The organism is Enterobacter sp. 18A13 (assembly GCF_007035975.1).
Taxonomy (GTDB): Bacteria; Pseudomonadota; Gammaproteobacteria; order Enterobacterales; family Enterobacteriaceae; genus Enterobacter; species Enterobacter vonholyi.
Window position 1 is genome coordinate 3,762,520 of the sequence record NZ_AP019634.1, and the last position, 19,467, is coordinate 3,781,986.

At 55.7% G+C, this 19,467-nt stretch carries 17 protein-coding genes; 8 read left to right on the top strand and 9 right to left on the bottom strand.

Translation table 11 applies throughout. The features are described 5' to 3' along the window. Positions 1–145: 145 nt before the first annotated feature. On the bottom strand, positions 146–1,324 hold the full coding sequence (locus FOY93_RS18070) for an acetyl-CoA C-acetyltransferase (RefSeq protein ID WP_111966096.1): 1,179 nt from the start codon (positions 1,322–1,324) through the stop codon (positions 146–148). A gap of 93 nt (positions 1,325–1,417) precedes the next feature. Beyond that, complete coding sequence (locus tag FOY93_RS18075) at positions 1,418–2,284, bottom strand: LysR family transcriptional regulator (RefSeq protein ID WP_111966097.1); 867 nt, start codon at positions 2,282–2,284, stop codon at positions 1,418–1,420. Between the two features lie 105 nt (positions 2,285–2,389). Here FOY93_RS18075 and FOY93_RS18080 point away from each other — a divergent pair, with 105 nt between their 5' ends. Then, positions 2,390–2,851, top strand: coding sequence for a multidrug/biocide efflux PACE transporter (locus FOY93_RS18080; RefSeq protein WP_115876214.1), 462 nt, complete (start codon positions 2,390–2,392; stop codon positions 2,849–2,851). A 119-nt stretch (positions 2,852–2,970) separates the two neighbouring features. Then, on the top strand, positions 2,971–4,200 hold the full coding sequence (locus FOY93_RS18085; protein ID WP_133295094.1) for an amino acid permease: 1,230 nt from the start codon (positions 2,971–2,973) through the stop codon (positions 4,198–4,200). Between the two features lie 38 nt (positions 4,201–4,238). Here the strand turns inward: FOY93_RS18085 and FOY93_RS18090 are convergent, their stop codons facing one another. After that, the gene (locus tag FOY93_RS18090) at positions 4,239–4,709 is read right to left on the bottom strand and encodes an Lrp/AsnC family transcriptional regulator (RefSeq protein WP_127732234.1); all 471 of its coding nucleotides are present in this window, start codon (positions 4,707–4,709) and stop codon (positions 4,239–4,241) included. 115 nt (positions 4,710–4,824) lie between these two features. Here FOY93_RS18090 and FOY93_RS18095 point away from each other — a divergent pair, with 115 nt between their 5' ends. Continuing rightward, positions 4,825–5,436, top strand: a complete 612-nt coding sequence (locus FOY93_RS18095; protein WP_133295096.1) for a LysE family translocator — start codon at positions 4,825–4,827, stop codon at positions 5,434–5,436. Positions 5,437–5,463: 27 nt separating this feature from the next. Here FOY93_RS18095 and FOY93_RS18100 read toward each other — a convergent pair whose 3' ends face one another. Both FOY93_RS18100 and yjdI read right to left on the bottom strand, forming a co-directional pair. Continuing rightward, on the bottom strand, positions 5,464–5,736 hold the full coding sequence (locus FOY93_RS18100) for a GNAT family N-acetyltransferase (protein ID WP_008499687.1): 273 nt from the start codon (positions 5,734–5,736) through the stop codon (positions 5,464–5,466). A 10-nt stretch (positions 5,737–5,746) separates the two neighbouring features. After that, the gene (yjdI, locus tag FOY93_RS18105; RefSeq protein ID WP_008499689.1) at positions 5,747–5,977 is read right to left on the bottom strand and encodes a 4Fe-4S mono-cluster protein YjdI; all 231 of its coding nucleotides are present in this window, start codon (positions 5,975–5,977) and stop codon (positions 5,747–5,749) included. A gap of 176 nt (positions 5,978–6,153) precedes the next feature. Here yjdI and FOY93_RS18110 point away from each other — a divergent pair, with 176 nt between their 5' ends. The 5 genes from FOY93_RS18110 to FOY93_RS18130 all read left to right on the top strand — a co-directional run bounded on the left by FOY93_RS18110 (position 6,154) and on the right by FOY93_RS18130 (position 12,643). Continuing rightward, positions 6,154–7,794, top strand: coding sequence for an ATP-binding protein (locus FOY93_RS18110; RefSeq protein WP_133295097.1), 1,641 nt, complete (start codon positions 6,154–6,156; stop codon positions 7,792–7,794). Continuing rightward, on the top strand, positions 7,778–8,473 hold the full coding sequence (locus tag FOY93_RS18115) for a response regulator (RefSeq protein ID WP_032638033.1): 696 nt from the start codon (positions 7,778–7,780) through the stop codon (positions 8,471–8,473). Before FOY93_RS18110 ends, FOY93_RS18115 begins: the two co-directional genes overlap by 17 nt. Positions 8,474–8,641: 168 nt before the next feature. After that, complete coding sequence (locus tag FOY93_RS18120) at positions 8,642–9,730, top strand: ABC transporter substrate-binding protein (protein ID WP_143345484.1); 1,089 nt, start codon at positions 8,642–8,644, stop codon at positions 9,728–9,730. Between the two features lie 80 nt (positions 9,731–9,810). Next, positions 9,811–11,580 carry an ABC transporter permease gene (locus tag FOY93_RS18125; RefSeq protein ID WP_023333293.1) on the top strand — a complete coding sequence of 590 codons (1,770 nt, stop codon included), beginning with the start codon at positions 9,811–9,813 and terminating at the stop codon, positions 11,578–11,580. Beyond that, positions 11,573–12,643 carry an ABC transporter ATP-binding protein gene (locus tag FOY93_RS18130; RefSeq protein ID WP_023326018.1) on the top strand — a complete coding sequence of 357 codons (1,071 nt, stop codon included), beginning with the start codon at positions 11,573–11,575 and terminating at the stop codon, positions 12,641–12,643. Before FOY93_RS18125 ends, FOY93_RS18130 begins: the two co-directional genes overlap by 8 nt. Before the next feature lie 210 nt (positions 12,644–12,853). On the opposite strand, the gene FOY93_RS18135 is transcribed toward FOY93_RS18130, so the two are convergent. The 4 genes from FOY93_RS18135 to FOY93_RS24090 form a co-directional block, all read right to left on the bottom strand. Continuing rightward, entirely contained in the window at positions 12,854–13,306 is a 453-nt protein-coding gene (locus FOY93_RS18135; protein WP_133295098.1) for a hypothetical protein, read from the bottom strand. Continuing rightward, positions 13,306–15,858: a hemagglutinin repeat-containing protein gene (locus FOY93_RS23755; RefSeq protein ID WP_332107297.1), complete on the bottom strand. Its 2,553-nt coding sequence runs from the start codon at positions 15,856–15,858 to the stop codon at positions 13,306–13,308. Before FOY93_RS23755 ends, FOY93_RS18135 begins: the two co-directional genes overlap by 1 nt. Before the next feature lie 75 nt (positions 15,859–15,933). After that, positions 15,934–16,185 carry a MafI family immunity protein gene (locus tag FOY93_RS18145; RefSeq protein ID WP_133295100.1) on the bottom strand — a complete coding sequence of 84 codons (252 nt, stop codon included), beginning with the start codon at positions 16,183–16,185 and terminating at the stop codon, positions 15,934–15,936. A gap of 10 nt (positions 16,186–16,195) precedes the next feature. After that, complete coding sequence (locus FOY93_RS24090; RefSeq protein WP_442876335.1) at positions 16,196–19,414, bottom strand: hemagglutinin repeat-containing protein; 3,219 nt, start codon at positions 19,412–19,414, stop codon at positions 16,196–16,198. Positions 19,415–19,467: the final 53 nt, after the last annotated feature.

The window sequence follows — 19,467 nt, forward strand, 5'->3', positions numbered from 1 at the left end:
AGTGGGCTTTTCAATGAAATTTAAAACAACGTTTCATTTTAATTTTTGTTTATAACGGAAATGGTGTTCGGATCACAATTAAGCCGCCAGGAGAAAAAGGGCGCGAAAAAAAACCTCCCGGAGGAGGTTTTTTAATAAGAAGAGTTTAGCGTTCGATGGCCAGCGCCACCCCTTGCCCGCCGCCTATACAAAGCGTGGCAATCCCTTTGCGGGCATTGCGCTTTTTCATTTCGTGGACCAGCGAAACCAGGATCCGGCAGCCGGACGCCCCGATAGGATGACCCAGCGCGATCGCCCCACCGTTAACGTTGACCCGCAGCGGATCCCACTCAAGCATTTTTCCGACGGAGATCGCCTGCGCGGCATAAGCTTCGTTCACTTCGATCAGATCCACATCCGAAAGCTGCCACCCCGCACGCTCCAGGCAGCGGCGGGTCGCGTAGACCGGTGCGATCCCCATTAACGCAGGATCAACCCCCACGCTCGCGAACGCCTTAATGCGGGCCAGGACGGGGAGATCGAGCTCAAGAGCTTTGCTTTCGCTCATCATCATAACGGCGGCAGCGCCGTCGTTAATGGAAGAGGCATTTCCTGCCGTCACTGAGCCCTGCATTTCAAACGCGGGGTTCAGCCTGGCCAGGCCTTCAGCACTGGCGTCAGTGCGCGGCTGTTCATCGGTATCTACGACGACATGCTCGCCGCTCTGACGCTGCGTGCTGACCGGGACAATTTCGTCGCGAAAACGACCGGAATCGATCGCCGCACGCGCTTTTTGCTGCGAGCTCAGCGCATAGGCATCCTGCACCTCACGGCTGATACCGTACTCGCGCGCCAGATTTTCCGCCGTCACGCCCATATGATAATCGTTGAATGCGTCCCACAGCCCGTCATGCACCAGGCTGTCGAGCAGCTGACTGTTGCCCAGCTGTGCGCCGGTCCGGCTGTCGGTCAACACGTGCGGCGCGCGGCTCATATTCTCTTGTCCGCCAGCAATGATCACGTCCGCCTCACCACACTGAATGGCCTGCGTCGCGAGATGCAGCGCTTTTAATCCTGAACCACAGACGTCGTTGATGGTGATGGCAGAGACGGTATTGGGCAGCCCGCCCTTCAGCGCCGCCTGACGCGCAGGGTTTTGCCCGGCACCGGCCGTGAGAACCTGTCCCAGGATCACCTCATCAACTTCATGTGCTGCGATCCCGCTACGTTCCACCAGCGCTTTCACCACCACGCTGCCCAGGTCAACCGCCGAGTGACGCGCGAGCGATCCCTGAAAACAGCCGATAGCTGTACGCAACGCACCCACTATTACGACATCTTTCATCACGACCTCTGTGTTAAATGACATGACGATAGTAGAGGATTGTTACTGGCAATTATCTTAATTGTTTAAAAATAGTGAGATTAATCACAAGGATCAGCGCGCATCCTGCAGATACTGCCGCAGCCAGCTTCCGGCAATGCCGGGAGGGGATCGTTTATTCCACAGCAGATCGATGCCGATCGCCCGCGGCCAGCCGGGAACATTGAGCTGTACCAGGGATTTCGCGGCGGCAAATTCATCCACCAGCGCGCACGGCAACACGCACCAGCCAAATCCCTGTACCGCCATACTCAAGAGTAACAGGTAATTCGGGGCTGACCAGACGGGCCCGCGCGCAATCTCCGCCTCGCGCTCAAGATAGGTGCTCAGCCGCAGCTCTCGCCAGCCGTGCAGCTCGTCACGCTGAACGTCATGTTGTCCGGCGAGCGGATGCGTGGTCGCGACATAGATCGCCATGCGGGTCTGCATCGGCAGCCGGATAGCGCCGATATCCGTAGGATAACCGTCTCGCGCCTCGGTGAGGCCAACCTGCGCGCGCTCCTTTTGCAGGAGATCGATCACGTCCTCCTCCTCGCCAATCAGACATTCGAATTCCGTATGGGGAAAGCGCGCGTCAAACTGTTTCATCATCTCTTCCAGCACGTCCGGGTTAAGGGTATCGGAAAGGACAAACGTCAGACGCGCCTCCGTTTGCGCCGATAGCGACACCGCCAGCTCGTCCAGCCTCGTGCTGGCGGCGAGAATAGCCTGCACATAGCCCAGCACCTGTTCCCCCTGGGCCGTCAACACCGGCTGGCGCGCAGAGCGGTCAAACAGCTCGAAGCCCAGATCGGCTTCAAGATTGGCAATGGACGTGCTGATCGTCGACTGGCTTTTGCGCAGCCGGCGTGCGGCCGCAGAGAAAGAGCCTGCCGCAACGGTCTCAACAAACGCGTTAAGGGCTTCGGGTGAATAGCGCATAACCTATCTACTTTAGCGATGGATACTATCTTTAATATATCAGCTTTAGCGATGAAAATAGGCCACATCAACGCCCATACCGGCGAATTAACGAGGTCTATCGCTATGCAACATCAGGATGCACTCCAACGTAAACTGCCGGAGCGGATCTTTCATGCTGTCTGTTTTGAAGGGATTGCGACGGCGATCCTCGCCCCTACCGCGGCGTGGCTTATGCAGCGTTCCGTGGTGGAAATGGGCGGGTTGACCATTGTTCTGGCGACCACCGCCATGCTGTGGAACATTATTTATAACTTCGGCTTCGACCGCTTCTGGCCCGTTCAGCGGGTCAAACGTACGGCAAAAGTGCGTGCGCTGCATGCGCTTGGGTTTGAATGCGGGTTTATTGTGATTGGCGTGTCGATTGTCGCCGCCGTGCTGGGCGTTACCCTGCTGCAGGCATTCACACTGGAAATAGGTTTCTTCCTGTTCTTCCTGCCGTACACCATGTTCTATAACTGGGCGTACGATTGCCTTCGCGAGAAATTTCTTAAGCGTCGCCAGCAACGGCGCGCCCTGGCAGGCTAAACACCTTCTGGCCGGACGCCCGCTCCGGCCATTCACCTTCGAAGCAACTGCGCTCTCGGTGCATAACTATGGTAAATTGCACTCCATTCCGATGGTTTGATAGTTGAAACGTTGCTCTAATGTCGAAAATTTGGTCAAAAGATGAGACTCTCTGGAGTTTCGCTCTCTACGGCACGGCCGTGGGCGCAGGAACGCTGTTCCTGCCCATTCAGCTGGGCTCCGCAGGCGCAATTGTCCTGTTTATTACCGCCCTCGTGGCCTACCCCTTAACCTACTGGCCGCACAGAGCGCTGGCGCAATTTATTCTGTCGTCGAAAACGAAAGGCAACGAGGGGATCACCGGCGCCGTCTCGCACTATTACGGCAGGAAGATTGGCAACCTGATTACCACGCTCTATTTCATCGCCTTCTTTGTGGTGGTGCAGATTTATGCAGTGGCCATCACCAACTCGCTCACGGAGCAACTGGCGAAACACCTGACGGTTGATACCGCCGTTCGCGTGCTGGTCAGCCTGGGCGTGGTGCTGGTCCTGAATCTGATCTTCCTGATGGGACGGCATATCACGATAAAAGTGATGGGCTTCCTGGTGTTTCCGCTGATTGCCTATTTCCTGTTTGTCTCGCTCTATCTGATCGGCAGCTGGCAGCCCTCGCTGCTGACCAGCCAGATGGCCGTCGATCGCCACACGCTGCACCAGGTCTGGATTTCGATTCCGGTGATGGTATTTGCGTTCAGCCATACCCCGATTATCTCCACGTTTGCCGTTGACCGTCGCGAGAAGTTTGCCGATGGCGCCATGGATAAATGTAAGAAGATCATGAAGGTGGCGTACCTGATTATCTGCCTGAGCGTGCTGTTCTTTGTCTTCAGCTGCCTGCTCTCTATTCCGCCGTCGTACATTGTGGCCGCCAAAGAGGAAGGGGTGACGATCCTGTCCGCGCTGTCGATGATGCCTTCATCACCGGCATGGCTGGGCATCTCCGGGATTGTCGTGGCGATAATTGCGATGTCGAAATCGTTCCTCGGCACCTATTTTGGGGTGATTGAAGGGGCGACAGAGATCGTGAAGTCGTCGCTCAGTCAGGTGGGGGTGAAAAAGAGCCGCGCCTTTAACCGCGCGATTTCCATTATGGGGGTGTCGTTAATCACCTTTGCCGTCTGCTGCATTAACCCGAACGCCATTTCGATGATTTACGCCATCAGCGGCCCGCTTATCGCCATGATCCTGTTTATCATGCCGACGCTGTCGACGTATCTAATCCCCTCTCTGAAACAGTACCGTTCCATTGGCAACCTGCTGACGCTAATCGTCGGAGTGCTGTGCGTGTCGGTGATGTTTGTCGGCTAACCCCCCTTTGATGCCCGGCGTACTGCCGGGCATGCCTCTCAGTCTCGCCCAGCTAATTCCAGCGGAAAAGGCCTGTCCTGCACCACCGTTTTCATGACAAGCGTTGAGCGAAGATGCTGCACGCCGGGCATGGCGGAGAGCTTCTCGTCGTAGAGCTTCTGGAAAGCGGAGAGGTCGCGGGTCACGACGTGCATCAGGTAATCGGGATCGCCAAACAGACGCTGCGCCAGCACGATCTGCGGGATCTCCTCCACCGCCGCTTCAAACGCGCTAACCGCCTTTCGGTCCCCCTCCTTTAGCGTCGCAAACACTATTGCCAGGAAGTTGAATCCCATTTTGGCGGGGTCGAGGCTGGCACGGTATCCCGTTATCGCCCCGCTTTGCTCCAGCGCCCGCACGCGACGATGGCACGGCGATAGGCTCAGATTCACACGCTCAGCGAGCTCGGTAAGGGATAAGCGGCCATCAGACTGTAGCTCCGCAAGAATTTTTCGATCGATGCTATCCATGTGGAAGATTTTCTCAATTTAACCGTGTTACGAGCATAACATTGAAAGCCTATTTCGCAGAGTTAGCGATATTCTTTTTCTCAACGTTTGACGCACTGCGGGAGTCTTCAGGACGATGGAAATGAGTATTGTGGCCGGCTTTTGGGTGGTTTCTTTTCTGCTTATCATGACGCCGGGCGCCGACTGGGCCTACGCCATTAGCGCCGGGATTAACGGGCGACGCGTGGTACCGGCGGTGATGGGGCTGATGTCCGGACATCTGTTAGCCACTCTGATTGTGGTGGCTGGCGTGGGGGTCGTGATTGCTCAACATCCGCTGGCGTTGACCGGGCTGACCGTGGCTGGCGCTCTGTATCTCATGTGGCTTGGCATAATGTTGCTGCGTCACCCTGCCGCACCGGAAAAGGCCACCCACCACGCGGGAAGCTGGAGACAGTGGGCGGTGAAAGGACTCTGCATAAGCGGCCTAAACCCAAAAGTGTTTTTGCTGTTCCTGGCGCTGCTTCCGCAGTTTACGGACCCGACCGGAAGCTGGTCGATAGCGATGCAGATGTCCGCGCTTGGTATGATGCACCTTATCACCTGTACGCTGGTCTATCTGCTGGTGGGGTATGGTTCGAAAGCGGTACTGGCGACCCGACCACAGGCGGCGCGTCTGGTAAGCATGGCATCAGGAGGGATCATGGTGCTGATCGCGATGGTATTGCTTTTTGAGCAGGTGAGATAAAAAAACACCGGCCATCGCCGGTGTTATTTACGCCCGAATATCGTCATATTCCCGCGTTTTATCAAACTCATGTTTCGCGAACGGGCACAGCGGGATAATTTTACGGTTCTCACCGCGCATCTTCTCCACCACTTTCGCTACCAGCTGTTTACCGACGCCCTGCCCTTTCAGGCTCTCATCCACGTCGGTGTGCTCGATAATGCTCAGGTGCTCGCCGGTCGGTACGAAGACAATCTCCGCGACCTGATTGCCGTTCGCATCATTCACGTAAAACTTGTTATGGCCTTCCAGAATATCCATGGTTCCTCGCTTATTTTTGGCGATACTTCAGCGCACCGCTCGGGCAGGTATCAATCACGCGGACAACCGTTTCAACGTCCACTTCATCGGGAATAATCCACGGCTTACGTTTGAGATTAAACAGCTTTGCGCTGCCACGCACGCAGTTACCGGAGTGTTTGCAGATCCCGGTGTTGAAGTAAACGTCAATTTTCTCGCCGGTATAGGCCCGGTAACCCGCATCCAGTAGCTCTTTATCCATGACATTGCCTCTGTAATTATTATCGTGCTGAATGAAGAATAGCCTGACGGGATCCTGCTGGCTATAACGCCGAAAACGAAAAGCCAGGTCACAACTCTTTTCTTGCCAGATTGCGTCCGCTATTTGCCCATGTCAGGCTCGGCAAATGTCACTTTTACATAACATCCGCAGGTTGAATGAAACGCAGACTCTCTTTTCAGGTAAAGCTATTTTTAGCGCTGGTGTGCTTCTCCTGCCTGCTGTTAGTTCTGCTGGGAACGATCCTGTTTCATTTTATTGACCGGCAGCTCCATCACGATCTCGGCCAGCGCGCCCGGGTTCAGGCCAGCCAGATCGCGCTGATGCCGGGTCTGGCTGCAATGGTTGCGGCCCGGGATATCCCCGGCATCGCCCGGTTAATTCAGCCGCTGCGCGCCCAAAGCGATGCCAGCTATATTGTGATTGGCGATACGCAGGAGCAGCACCTTTATCATTCGGAATCCCCGGAGCGCATAAATTTACCGATGATCGGCGGGGATAACGCGGAGGTATTAAAGGGCAAAACCATTATTTCCGTGCGTCAGGGCGGTATTGGGGTTTCACTGCGCAGCAAAGCGCCGATCTTTAACGCGCAGCACCAGGTGATTGGTATTGTCTCGGTCGGCTATCTGACCTCCTATATTGCCAATATTAACGCCCGTATTCTCTGGCAGTCCGGGCTGTACGGCGCGGCTCTTCTGCTGCTGCTGTTTATGTTCTCCTGGCTGTTTACCCGCAATCTCAAAAAACAGATGTTCCGACTGGAGCCGAAAGATATCGCTCAACTGGTTTTGCAGCAGCGCGCGCTATTAGAAGCCATGTATGAGGGGGTATTTGCCGTCAATGAAGAGAAGCAGCTGATCTTAATTAACCGCGCCGCACGAGAAATGCTGGATATTCGGCAAAGTGAGAAAGACCTTATCGGTAAACCGCTGGAAGACGTTCTGCAGACGTCGCCGGGCTTTTTATCCCAGCGCTACGCCTCGGTCAGCGCTGGCAGCCACGACCAGATTGCGGTGCTGAACCAGCGCGAGGTGATCGTCAACCGCGTGGCGATTGAGGTCGAACCGGGCGTTGAAAGCGGCTGGGTCTACAGCTTTCGCGACAAAAATGACATCAACACCCTCAGCAGCCAGCTCAGTCAGATCAAGCGCTATGCGGATAACCTGCGCATTATGCGCCACGAGCAGCTGAACTGGACCGCCACGCTGGTGGGCTTGCTGCAGATGAAACACTATGACGAGGCGATTCGTTACATTCAGGTGCAGTCCGAAGGCGCGCAGCGGGTGCTGGACTTTGTCTCCGCCCGTTTTTCCTCTCCCGCGCTATGTGGGCTGCTGTTAGGAAAATACGTTAGCGCGCGCGAAAAAGGCATCGAGCTGCTGTTTGATCCCGCCTGCCAGCTCACCCGCATGCCCGCCACGCTCAACGAAACGGAGCTGATGTCGGTTATTGGAAATCTGCTGGACAACGCGGTGGACGCAACCCTTAAAGCACCGGTCCCCGCGCCGGTAGAGCTTTACATTTCAGACCGTAACCAGGAGCTGCTGATCGAGGTGGCCGACAGGGGCTGCGGGGTGGAGGATGCGATGAAGCCGCATATTTTCCGCCAGGGATTCAGCAGCAAGCCGGACAGCGAAAACGACATTGTGGGCACCGAGCACGGTATTGGCCTGTATCTGGTGGCAGGATATATCGACAAGGCTGGCGGCACTATTGAGATTGCCGACAACACGCCACAAGGGACTATTTTTTCTGTGTTTATTCCGAATGGGCAAAAGCATGACCCGAGCACTTGATGTTGTGATCGTTGAAGATGAGCCGCACCTGGCGGAGCTGCATCGCGAGTATATCGAGCAAAATTTTCATTTGCGCGTGGTGGGCATCGCCGCGTCGATTGAGCAGGCATGCCGCCTGATTCGTCAGCATCAGCCGCGGCTTATCCTGCTGGACAACTATCTCCCGGACGGTAAAGGCGTGGAGCTCATCGATAATCCGCTGCTGAAAAGCTATGAGTGCTCGGTGATCTTCATCACTGCCGCCAGCGATATGCAGACCTGCAGCCACGCCATGCGCAGCGGCGCGTTTGACTACCTCATCAAGCCCGTCTTTTTCCAGCGCCTGCACGCCTCGCTGGAGCGTTTTATGCGCTTCATCCACACCGTGCAGCAGGTGAAGGTGGTCGACCAGCATGCGCTGGATCGCCTGTTTCATCTGCCTGCCGCGGAAGCCTCCGTTACGCCGTCCACAAAGGGCATTGAACCCCAGACGCTGGAGCGGATTAAACGCCTGTTCGCCGAGCATCCCGACAGCGCGATGTCGGTTGAAGAGGTGGTGGAAAACGTAGGGATCAGCAAAACCACGGGGCGCCGCTACCTTGAATACTGCGTGGAGAGCGGGTTAATCAGCGTCGAAATGCTGTATGGCAATATTGGTCATCCTCGCCGGTTATACCGCAAAGCCCCCGATAAACCGTAATCCAGAACCGTTCGTAAGCTAACGTTCGCGGATTTTATGGTGTTAATTGCTGAAACGACGGCGACAATCACACTTCGGAATCATTGCCCTCGCCTCCCTATTGTCGGAGGCGCGCTTTACGCTATGTTGACAATTAGTTCCTCAAATGTAACTAAAAGGTTAACTATAATGTCGAACACGTTCCGAATTTCTCTGCTTACCGCTACCGTACTGTTCTCTGCTTTTGCACTCTCTGCCCTGCCGCAGGGTTATCCTGCTGAGTATCAAAAAGTGGTTGATGCCGCCACGAAAGAGGGCAAGGTTGTTATTTACTCCACCACCGACATCAAAGCTGCCGGACCGCTGATCCAGGGCTTCGAAAAAACCTATCCAGGCATTAAAGTCGAATACAACGACATGAACAGCACCGAGCTGTACAACCGTTTCATCAGCGAACAGGCCTCCGGCGGCGTGAGCGGCGACGTGGTCTGGAGCTCCTCGATGGACACCGGCCTGAAGCTCGCCACCGACTACGCCATGGAGTATAAATCGCCGGAGCAAAGCCAGCTGCCGAAATGGGCGGTCTGGAAGGATAAGGCATACGGCACTACCTATGAGCCGGTGGTCTTTATCTACAACAAGCGTCTGATCCCGGCCGGCGACGTGCCGGACTCTCACGCCGCACTGGCGAAGCTGATTGCCAGCCAGACGGACAAATTCAAGAACAAAGTCACCACCTACGACATCGAAAAATCGGGTCTGGGCTTTATGCTTTCGGTGCAGGATCACAACGCCGATCCTAACTACTTCAAGACCCTGGCCGACGTCGCCAAAGGAGGCCTGTCGGTGCAGTCGTCTACCGGCACCATGATGGAGCGCGTCTCCTCCGGTGAAAACCTGATCGGCTTCAACATCCTCGGTTCCTACGCGGAAGCGCGCGCGAAGAACGATCCGTCGCTCGGCATTGCCTATCCAAAAGATTACACCCTGGTGCTGTCGCGCGTGTCGTTCATCAGCCAGCAATCGCAAAACAGCAACGCCGCGAAGCTGTGGCTGGACTACGTGCTGTCTGAACAAGGGCAAAACATTCTGGCCAATCAGGCGGACATCCCCTCCATTCGTAACGATATCGAAGGCAAGAATGATATCGACGGCCTGACCAAAATCCTCGGCAACGCGCTGAAGCCAATTCCGGTTGATGAAACGCTGCTGGAATACCTGCAGCCGAAAAAACGCCTGGAGTACATCAAAGAGTGGCGTACCGCCGCCGGTAAATAAGCGTCTGAGCGCGGCGCAGGCCGCCGCGCTCCCTTATCGACTGAGTTCGTTTTTCTGGGCTGCAACACCAGGGATACCCCATGAATACATTACGCAGAAAGTGGCAAAGCCTGCCGCGAGGCATCGTCGTGCTGATAACCGCCCTGGTTATCTACACGCCGCTGTCGTTTATCGTGATACAGAGCTTCCTGTCCGCCCCGTTCTTTTCGCCGTCAAAAGAGTGGAGCTTTGAATCATTTGAATTTATTTTCACCGACCCTGATTTTTATAAGGCCCTGAAAAGCGGCTTTATTCTTGCTTTCGGGCTGGTCTTTATCTCCATTCCGCTGGGTGGCGTGCTGGCGTTTCTGATGGTACGCACCGACCTGCCCGGTCGCCGGTTGATTGAGCCGCTGATCCTGGTCCCGATTTTCGTTTCACCGATGGTGCTGGGCTTTGGCTACGTGGTGGCTGCCGGTCCGGTGGGCTTTCTCTCCCAGTGGGCTCAGGCGCTGATTGGCTTTGTGCCGTGGAACATCTACGACATGTCGAGCATTGTGGTCATCGCCGGCCTGACGCACGTCCCGCACGCCTATCTGTATATCTCGTCAGCGCTGCGCAGCGTGGGCTCCGATGTGGAAGAAGCCGCGCGCACAGCGGGCGCGTCGCCCTGGCAGGTGATGACCTCCGTCAGCCTGCCGATGGTGCGCCCGTCCATTCTGTACGCCACCGTGCTGCTGTTCTTCCTCGGGCTGGAAGTGTTCGGCCTGATGCTGGTACTCGGCGACCCGGAAGGCAATATGGTGCTGGCGACCTATCTCTATAAGCTGACGAACAAGATGGGCACCCCATCCTATAACCTGATGGCGGCGGTTGCCGTGGTGCTGATCTGCATCACCATCCCGCTGGTGATGCTCCAGCGTCGCCTGATGCGCACCGCCAACCGCTTCGTCACCATGAAGGGCAAGGCCTCGCAGGCCCGCGCGCTGCCGCTGGGTAAATGGCGCTGGGTGGCTGGCGCGGTGATTGCCTTCTGGCTCACCGTCACCATCGGCGTTCCGCTGCTCGGCGTGGTATTGCGCGCGTTTATCTCAAACTGGGGCGTTGGCGTTTCGCTGTGGGACGAGCTTTCTCTGAACACCTTCCGCACCATCTGGGCGCAGCCCAACCTGCTGCGCGCCATCGTCAACTCCATGGCGATTGGCGTGATTGGCGGCGCGCTGGCCGTGGTGTGCTACCTGTTTGTCGGCATTGCCATGCACCGTAAGCCGGACAACACCACGCGTTTCCTGGACTACAGCGTGCTGGTGCCGCGCGCCGTGCCTGGCCTGCTGGCGGGTCTGGCGTTCCTGTGGGTGTTCCTGTTCCTGCCGATGTGGCTGGATAACTCGCTGAAATCCGGCTGGCTTTCCGGGTTTGCCTGGACCGACTGGATGCGTGAAAACGTCATCGTCTGGCTGCGCTCGCTGCGCAGCACCATTTTCAGCGTCTGGCTGGCCTATACCGTGGTGTGGATGGCTTACGGGCTGAGGCTCATCTCTTCCACGCTGCTGCAGGTGGGACCGGAGCTTGAAGAGGCGGCGCGCAGCACCGGGGCGACGCGCGGGCAGATCACCCGCCACGTCACCATTCCGCTCTCCCGCTACGGTCTTATCGGTTCGTGGCTGCTGATGTTCCTGATCTTTGAGCGCGAATATTCAACGGGTGTGTACCTGCTTTCACCCGGCACGGAAACCATCGGATCGATGCTGGTTTCCCTCTGGGCCGCGGGTGCCATTGATATCGTGGCGGCGCTCTCTTTCATTAACATCCTGCTGGTCGTGGTAGGTCTGGGCATTGCCCTTCGTTTCGGAGTGAAAATACATGATTGAATTAGCGGTTGACGATCTGCACTTAACCTACGGCGACAATCCTGTTTTAAAAGGTGTCTCCATGAACCTGAAGCGCGGCGAAGTGGTCTCCCTGTTAGGCCCCTCCGGCAGCGGCAAAACCACCCTGCTCCGCGCCGTCGCGGGTCTGGAAAAACCGACCCAGGGGTCGATTGTGATTGGCAACAATAAAGTTTACGACGGCACGCCGCGCAGCGAGGTCCCGGCGGAAGAGCGTAACCTGGGGCTGGTGTTCCAGTCCTATGCTCTGTGGCCGCACAAAACCGTGTTTGAGAACGTGGCCTATCCGCTCAAGCTGCGCAAAGTCCCGGCCAAAGAGATCCAGCAGCGCGTGCAGGACGTGCTGGACCAGCTGGGTCTGGGCCATCTTGGCAAACGTCACCCGCACCAGCTCTCCGGTGGACAGCAGCAGCGCGTGGCGATCGGCCGGGCGCTGGTGTACAACCCGCCGGTAATTTTGCTGGACGAGCCGCTCTCTAACCTCGACGCCAAGCTGCGTGAAGAGGCCCGCGTGTTCCTGCGCGAGCTGATTATCAAGCTCGGGCTATCGGCACTGATGGTGACGCACGACCAGAACGAAGCGATGTCCATATCCGACCGCATCCTGCTGCTCAACAACGGCAAAATTGAGCAACAGGGCACGCCGCAGGAGATGTACGGCTCGCCGAAAACGCTGTTTACCGCCGAGTTTATGGGCAGCAACAATCGCCTGCACGGCAAGGTCACCGAAGTGCGCGACGGCAGAGCGCGTATCGAAGGAAAAGGCTGGGTGCTGTGGGGTCAGGCCGGTGAAGGGGTGCAGAGCGGTGATGAAGCCACGGCGGTGATCCGCGTCGAGCGCGTGGCGGTAGTCGAGGGGCCAGGGGAAAATCAGCTTGAGCTGCCGCTGCTTACCAGCATGTATCTCGGCGACCGCTGGGAATACCTGTTCCGCACGGTGGGAGATGATTTTGTCATTCGTGCGTATGGGCATGAGGTTCGGGATCCGCAGCACTGCCATCTTTCGCTGCCGGAGAAGCATGTTTGGGTGTTCCCGAAAGGGTGATGAGTCAATAATTAATCTGCCATGGCCCGGTAGCGATTCGCTTACCGGGTCTACAAAACAAAGAAATGCGCAGATGCCAGGATAGATGGCGCTAGCCATTATTGTTAAGGCATTCGGACTAAAATAGCCACCTGACACTTTTTTCCGTCCGTACGTATAACGGTTTAAGACTCCATATCAAAATGTTATTACAGAGCATATAAAGAAAATTTATGCGCCATATCCAGCATTTTTGAAAACTAATTGAACATGCTCCGTCAGTCCAACAAGATCTTCATAGGCCATTGGGCCAAAATCAGGATAATGGTTTTCAATATACTCGTTAACATCTTCCATACCTTCACTCGCTCTGAGATTTTTAACAAATGTAGGCAAAATACGATGATTAACACCAGTACCATACTCTTTCGGATGATGGGTCATACACCACTCAACTTTACCTTTATATGATTGAATCGCATCTTCCAGTAAGGTGATAACTTCTGGAACCTCTTTTTCAAAACGAAAACTGGTATAAGGAGGGTACTTAGAGCGATCAATTTTTTCAAAATGGTCATTTATCCATTCATCTTCAATACGGCTCTGATAATGTAACCACTCCAGTTTTCCAAGAGAACCAATGAAGTCCAACAAGATTGTTTCTTTCTTACCTATCGGAAACATTATTTTAACCCCTGTAATTTATCAGAGATCGTAACACTTCCCTGATTTATAGATTTGATATGTTTTTCCCAATCTCCTTTAGGAATCGGTTTTAAGGACACTCTTGGATCGTAAACATACTGACCATCGGTATAAACCTGATGGAAAGCTTGTTCATGTACAATTTTTCCATTTTCATACACATTTAAGTTGTACGGAGTCGTCGGCCTTGCTTCAATAATTTTCCCGTGCCCGCCAGCTGCATCGAGAAGCTTAGGTGCGATATCTGAGCAATCCGTACAATCTGTATTGCCTATCCAGGCAATAAACTTAGGTTCGTTCATTTTTTCAATAACACTCTGATTGGCTGGATAACCGGGATTTTCAGGGCGAACCTTTTCAAGGCCGGGGATCTTCTCGTTCTGATAGAAAAGATCATCCAGTGAAGGAGAATCCGGAACAGGCGTAGTTGTCGTCCAGCCATTATTGTTTGACGCTCCATCACCGTTGGTATTACCAGTATGATTTATCCCTCCGGTTGCTACACTATTATTCCCTGTGTTGGAGGGCGTATTTCCGGTTACAGTCTGGTCTCCACCAGTATTTGATGGTCCCGGGTTAATGACCTGCGTACCACCAGTACTGGTGATTGTCTTACCTGTCAGGGACTCATAGGCCGCTTTCTGAGCATCATTTAACTGACTGAGCTGGGAAGGATCATTGAGCGAGGCCACATAGATCAGATGTAACTGCTCATCTTGTGACAATGTATCCATTGCTGATGTGGATGCACCAATCCCCAGTAAAGCACCCAGACCACTGGCAACCAGGCGATCACGGCAAGCAGAAATTTTCAGACATCCCTGTGCAGCCAGTTTACCGCCCTGTATAACGACACTCAGCGAGTTATTCTCAACCTCCACCTTCGCCGTTTCCGACGCCATCGCCGCCATGGAGACACTGCCATCCGTCACCGCAGCGCCCGCCAGACCTCCCGCGATACTCACGAGGCTACTGACCAGCCGTTTCTCCTCTGGCGTCAGGTCACTGGATTTTTTATCTCCATACAGCGCGCTGACCAGATGGTCGGTCATCGCCGAGGCCGTAATGGCCCCTATGGCACCAGCCTTCAGGCCATCCGCACTGCTCCCGCCACTCAGCTGCGTCAGCGCCGCCGCCACAATACCGTGCAGCGCGGCACGGGCTGTCGGGTCTTTCTGCTCCTTGACCAGGGACGCCAGCAGAGGGGCCGCCCCCGCTGCCGCGCCTGCCTTCAGGTTACCGCCAAGCGCACCTGCCAGTAATCCCGCCGCTGCGCTGCCCTTCGTCCAGAAGGCACTCCCCGGACCGTACTCGGTATTCTGATATCCGGGCTGCGTCTTCAGGAACGCTTCCTGCTCCTGCGGCGTATCGCCCTGCAGTTTCCCTTCAGATGCCAGCTTCGCGCCCAGCGCCGCATTGGATTCCCGCGCTTTCTGCTCCGCATACTTACCGTAAGCATCCAGCGCAGAGGTGGCCAGCGCCGCGCCTTCGCTCTGGACCGCCAGGTTATCCCTGACCTTCTGCACATCACCGTTCACGTCCACGCCGTGGTGGGCGTCAGCCGTATCACGGCTCAGGTCAGCAATATCCTGTTTCTGTCCCGCCGGGTTGCGAATGACAATGCTACCGCCACTCACCGCTGATGAGGTCGTCCCGGTGTGGCTCTCTTCTGCCTGGCCCGTACCGATTGCCGGTGCCAGGTTGCGGTTTTCACCGTTTCCGCTGCCGCCCGCGCTGCCGGAAAGCGCCACCGTGTAGCCGTTGCCGCTGGTCTGGCTCTCGTTGTGGAGATTACTGAAACCCAGCGTACCCGTGTCGAGGCTATTTTTATCTGCAGACGCCGTGGATGCAATCACCGCGCCGTCAAGCTGGGTATGATTTCCGGTGGTGACGGCAAAGCCGCCCTTGCCTGCGAATATCCCGCTCTGTTCAGCAACGCTCTTACCATTCTGGGTGATATTCTCACCCGATGCACTGACGCTACCGGAAGACGCACCATAACACAGTGGCGGTATGCACAGGCTGAGGGACGCGCCTGACGAAGACTGCTTGCTGTCATAACTGGCCGTATCCTGCACGCTGCTGATGGTGAGATCGCGCCCGGTATTCACCACCACACGATTACCTTCCAGCTCCGCACCTTTCAGGGTGGTGTCGCGTCCGCTGTTCACCGTAAGCTGTTCATCAGCATGGATAACACTGTTCGTATTGCGCTGCGACTGGCTGTTTTCCTGCCCCTTATGCTGTGACGCTCCCAGCTCCACCGAGATGCCGTTTTGCGCACCAATCAGGCTCACACCGACACCGACGCTGAACTGGCTGCCGCTGTTTTTACTCTCAGAGTGGGTTGTGTTCCGGGAGGCAGACAGCAGAATATCCAGCCCCGCATCCAGCGCCACCTGTTTACCCGCGATCTGTACCCCCACGCCAGCAATGTCATTTCCGGCACGGACAGAGACATTCTCACCGGCATTAATGGTGGTGCCCTGTGCCCCGGTGTTGGTCAGCGTGGAGCAGGGACGGCTGGTGATCGAACCGGTTAAGCTCTGACGGTTAAAGAGAAGATCCCGGCGCTGAGGCCGGGATTAGTCATAGTTATTAGAATGTTATTTCTCTGGATTGATATATGTATATCTACTATCTATTTCTAAACCAAGATCATTAGCTATTTTAAGTACTTGCGTGTATTCATCTCTACTAATCACAACATCAAAATCAGCGATGTGATCACATAGCGTTTCAAATGCTAATACGTTCTCTGAGAACCCAATATAATCAAGGGCAAAGTCAACTAGCGAAGGATCCAACCGATCCTTTAATCCTTCACCTAATAATCTAATTTTGTCATTAATATCCATCGCGCCCACACTATTTCTTAATTGGCCTTAAACCTGGAGGAGTCGGATTATTATCCGGGAACGCTGTTACTATTTTCCCACTAGCAGGCTCGTATACCACACGAACTCTAACACCCTCTCGCTCTTCCCAGGCAACCCATCTTGCTGGTCTTCCTGCATTTGTATACGCCCCGCCCGTTCCGGTCTGGGCAAACCATTTGGTATCGGGTGAAGTAGCTATATCACCCACAGCATGAACAACCTTGTCTGCTGACCAACTTTGAGGGAAAACTGTTTTTCCTGGATTTCCGGGATACAGATGTCCACCTTGCGTAGGGCTATCCCCATACAAAATATGCTGTTTCGCTTCCGGTGAAAGGATATCCACATATTTCTGGTTTGCAGGCGATAATCCAAGATCTGAGCTTGTTGGTGTAGGTAGCGAGCTACCTTTTCCTCCTTTCCCAATCCCAGCCGCTATCCCCGCTGCGCTGGTTCCGGCCACCTGCGCTAACGAGTTTATCGCAAGCTGCTTCGCCTCCGACGAATCACCCGACATCAGCGCATTATGAATAGCTGCATTTCTGTCCGCTTCAAGCTGCGGTAGCACTCCCTGAAGGTAGGCCCATTCCTGCTTCTCTTCTGTTGTCAGACTACCTGTGCTGTGAAGCTTATCACCAAGTTCGCCAAGACGATTTGCGTATGCCGTCTGCAGGCCGCCGACCTCATTAGCCTTATCAACACAGGCCTTTGCGCCTTTACACTCAACAACGCTCTTATGCTGCTCAGCATTGAGTTGCTTATATTTTTCGGTAATCCCTTTGTCACAGCCTGCATTACCCTGACACTCAGATAGCTCTTTAATGCGGTGCTGGTTCTGATCGACACTCAGCGAGTTATTCTCAACCTCCACCTTCGCCGTTTCCGACGCCATCGCCGCCATGGAGACACTGCCATCCGTCACCGCAGCGCCCGCCAGACCTCCCGCGATACTCACGAGGCTACTGACCAGCCGTTTCTCCTCTGCCGTCAGGTCACTGGATTTTTTATCTCCATACAGCGCGCTGACCAGATGGTCGGTCATCGCCGAGGCCGTAATGGCCCCTATGGCACCAGCCTTCAGGCCATCCGCACTGCTCCCGCCACTCAGCTGCGTCAGCGCCGCCGCCACAATACCGTGCAGCGCGGCACGGGCTGTCGGGTCTTTCTGCTCCTTGACCAGGGACGCCAGCAGAGGGGCCGCCCCCGCTGCCGCGCCTGCCTTCAGGTTACCGCCAAGCGCGCCTGCCAGTAATCCCGCCGCTGCACTGCCCTTCGTCCAGAAGGCACTCCCCGGACCGTATTCGGTATTCTGATATCCAGGCAGTGTTTTCAGGAATGCTTCCTGCTCCTGCGGGGTATCGCCCTGTAGTTTTCCTTCTGACGCCAGCTTCGCGCCCAGCGCCGCATTGGACTCCCGCGCTTTCTGCTCCGCATACTTGCCGTAAGCATCCAGCGCAGAAGAGGCGAGCGCCGCGCCTTCACTCTGAACCGCCAGGTTATCCCTGACCTTCTGCACATCACCGTTCACGTCCACGCCGTGGTGGGCGTCAGCCGTATCACGGCTAAGGTCAACAATATCCTGTTTCTGTCCCGCCGGGTTGCGAATGACAATGCTACCGCCACTCACCGCTGATGAGGTCGTGCCAGTGTGGCTCTCTTCTGCCTGGCCCGTACCGATGGCCGGTGCCAGGTTGCGGTTTTCACCGTTTCCGCTGCCGCCCGCGCTGCCGGACAGAGCCACCGTGTAGCCGTTGCCGCTGGTCTGGCTCTCGTTGTGGAGATTACCGAAGCCCAGCGTACCCGTGTCGAGGCTATTTTTATCTGCAGACGCCGTGGATGCAATCACCGCGCCGTCAAGCTGGGTATGATTTCCGGTGGTGACAGCAAAGCCGCCCTTGCCTGCGAATATCCCGCTCTGTTCAGCAACGCTCTTACCATTCTGGGTGATATTCTCACCCGATGCACTGACGCTACCGGAAGAGGCACCATAACACAGTGGCGGTATGCACAGACTAAGGGACGCGCCTGACGAAGACTGCTTGCTGTCATAACTGGCTGTATCCTGCACGCTGCTGATGGTGAGATCGCGTCCGGTGTTGACCACCACACGGTTACCTTCCAGCTCCGCACCTTTCAGGGTGGTGTCGCGTCCGCTGTTCACCGTAAGCTGTTCATCAGCATGGACAACGCTGTTCGTATTGCGCTGTGACTGGCTGTTTTCCTGCCCCTTATGCTGTGACGCTCCCAGCTCCACCGAGATGCCGTTTTGCGCACCAATCAGGCTCACACCGACACCGACGCTGAACTGGCTACCGCTGTTTTTACTCTCAGAGAGGGTTGTGTTCCGGGAGGCAGACAGCAGAATATCCCGCCCTGCATCCAGCGCTACGTGTTTACCCGCGATCTGTACCCCCATACCGGCAATGTCATTTCCGGCACGGACAGAGACATTCTCGCCGGCATTAATGGTGGTGCCCTGCGTGTCGGTACTGTGGTAACGACTGTCCTGAGATGACGTCCCCACCGTTAAAGACACTTTAGCCTTGATGAGCGACGAGTCCGACAAAGCGCCCTGCGCCGCGGTTGCCGCCGACTGGCCTGTTCTGATGGCGGTCAGCCGTGGATCATCGCCGTTTTCTGCGCTGCGGGCAGCCGTCTCAGCGGCTTTAGCAGCCTCAACAGCCCAGCCGCCAGCAGATGCCGTCACACCATACTGGGCGCTGCTGCTGTGGTTTTCACCGTCACGGGTATCCCGGCTCACCCCCATGAGGACATTTTCGCCACTGAGTGAGACCGATTTACCGGCACGGATATCCGTACCTGACAGGGAGAGATCGTTACCGGCCTGCGCGACAACGTTACCGTTTTTACTGCTTAGCTGGCTGCGCAATCCGTTTTCGAGGCTGCTATCTTCCCGACTGCTGTTTTTTTCATGGCGGTAGCCTGCCGTGGCGCTGTAACCATCGCCGCCCAGCGTTCCCAGCAATTTGCTGCTGCCGCTGCTCTTACTGCGCGATGTATCGCGTCCGGCAGAAACGGAGATATCCCCATTTATGGCTGACAGCAGAAGATCGTCCGTGGCGGTCATCAGGCTGCCGCTGATATTCACGCTGCCGTCACGACTGTTAACGTAAATATCTGAGCCCTGAACAACCGATGCGTTTTGTGTGGTCCGGGTGCCGCTATTATTGCTCTCTGCCTTGCTCATCCCGCCCGGCAGGAGCTGATTGCCGTGGGAACCCCCACCCGAGATGGCGTGAA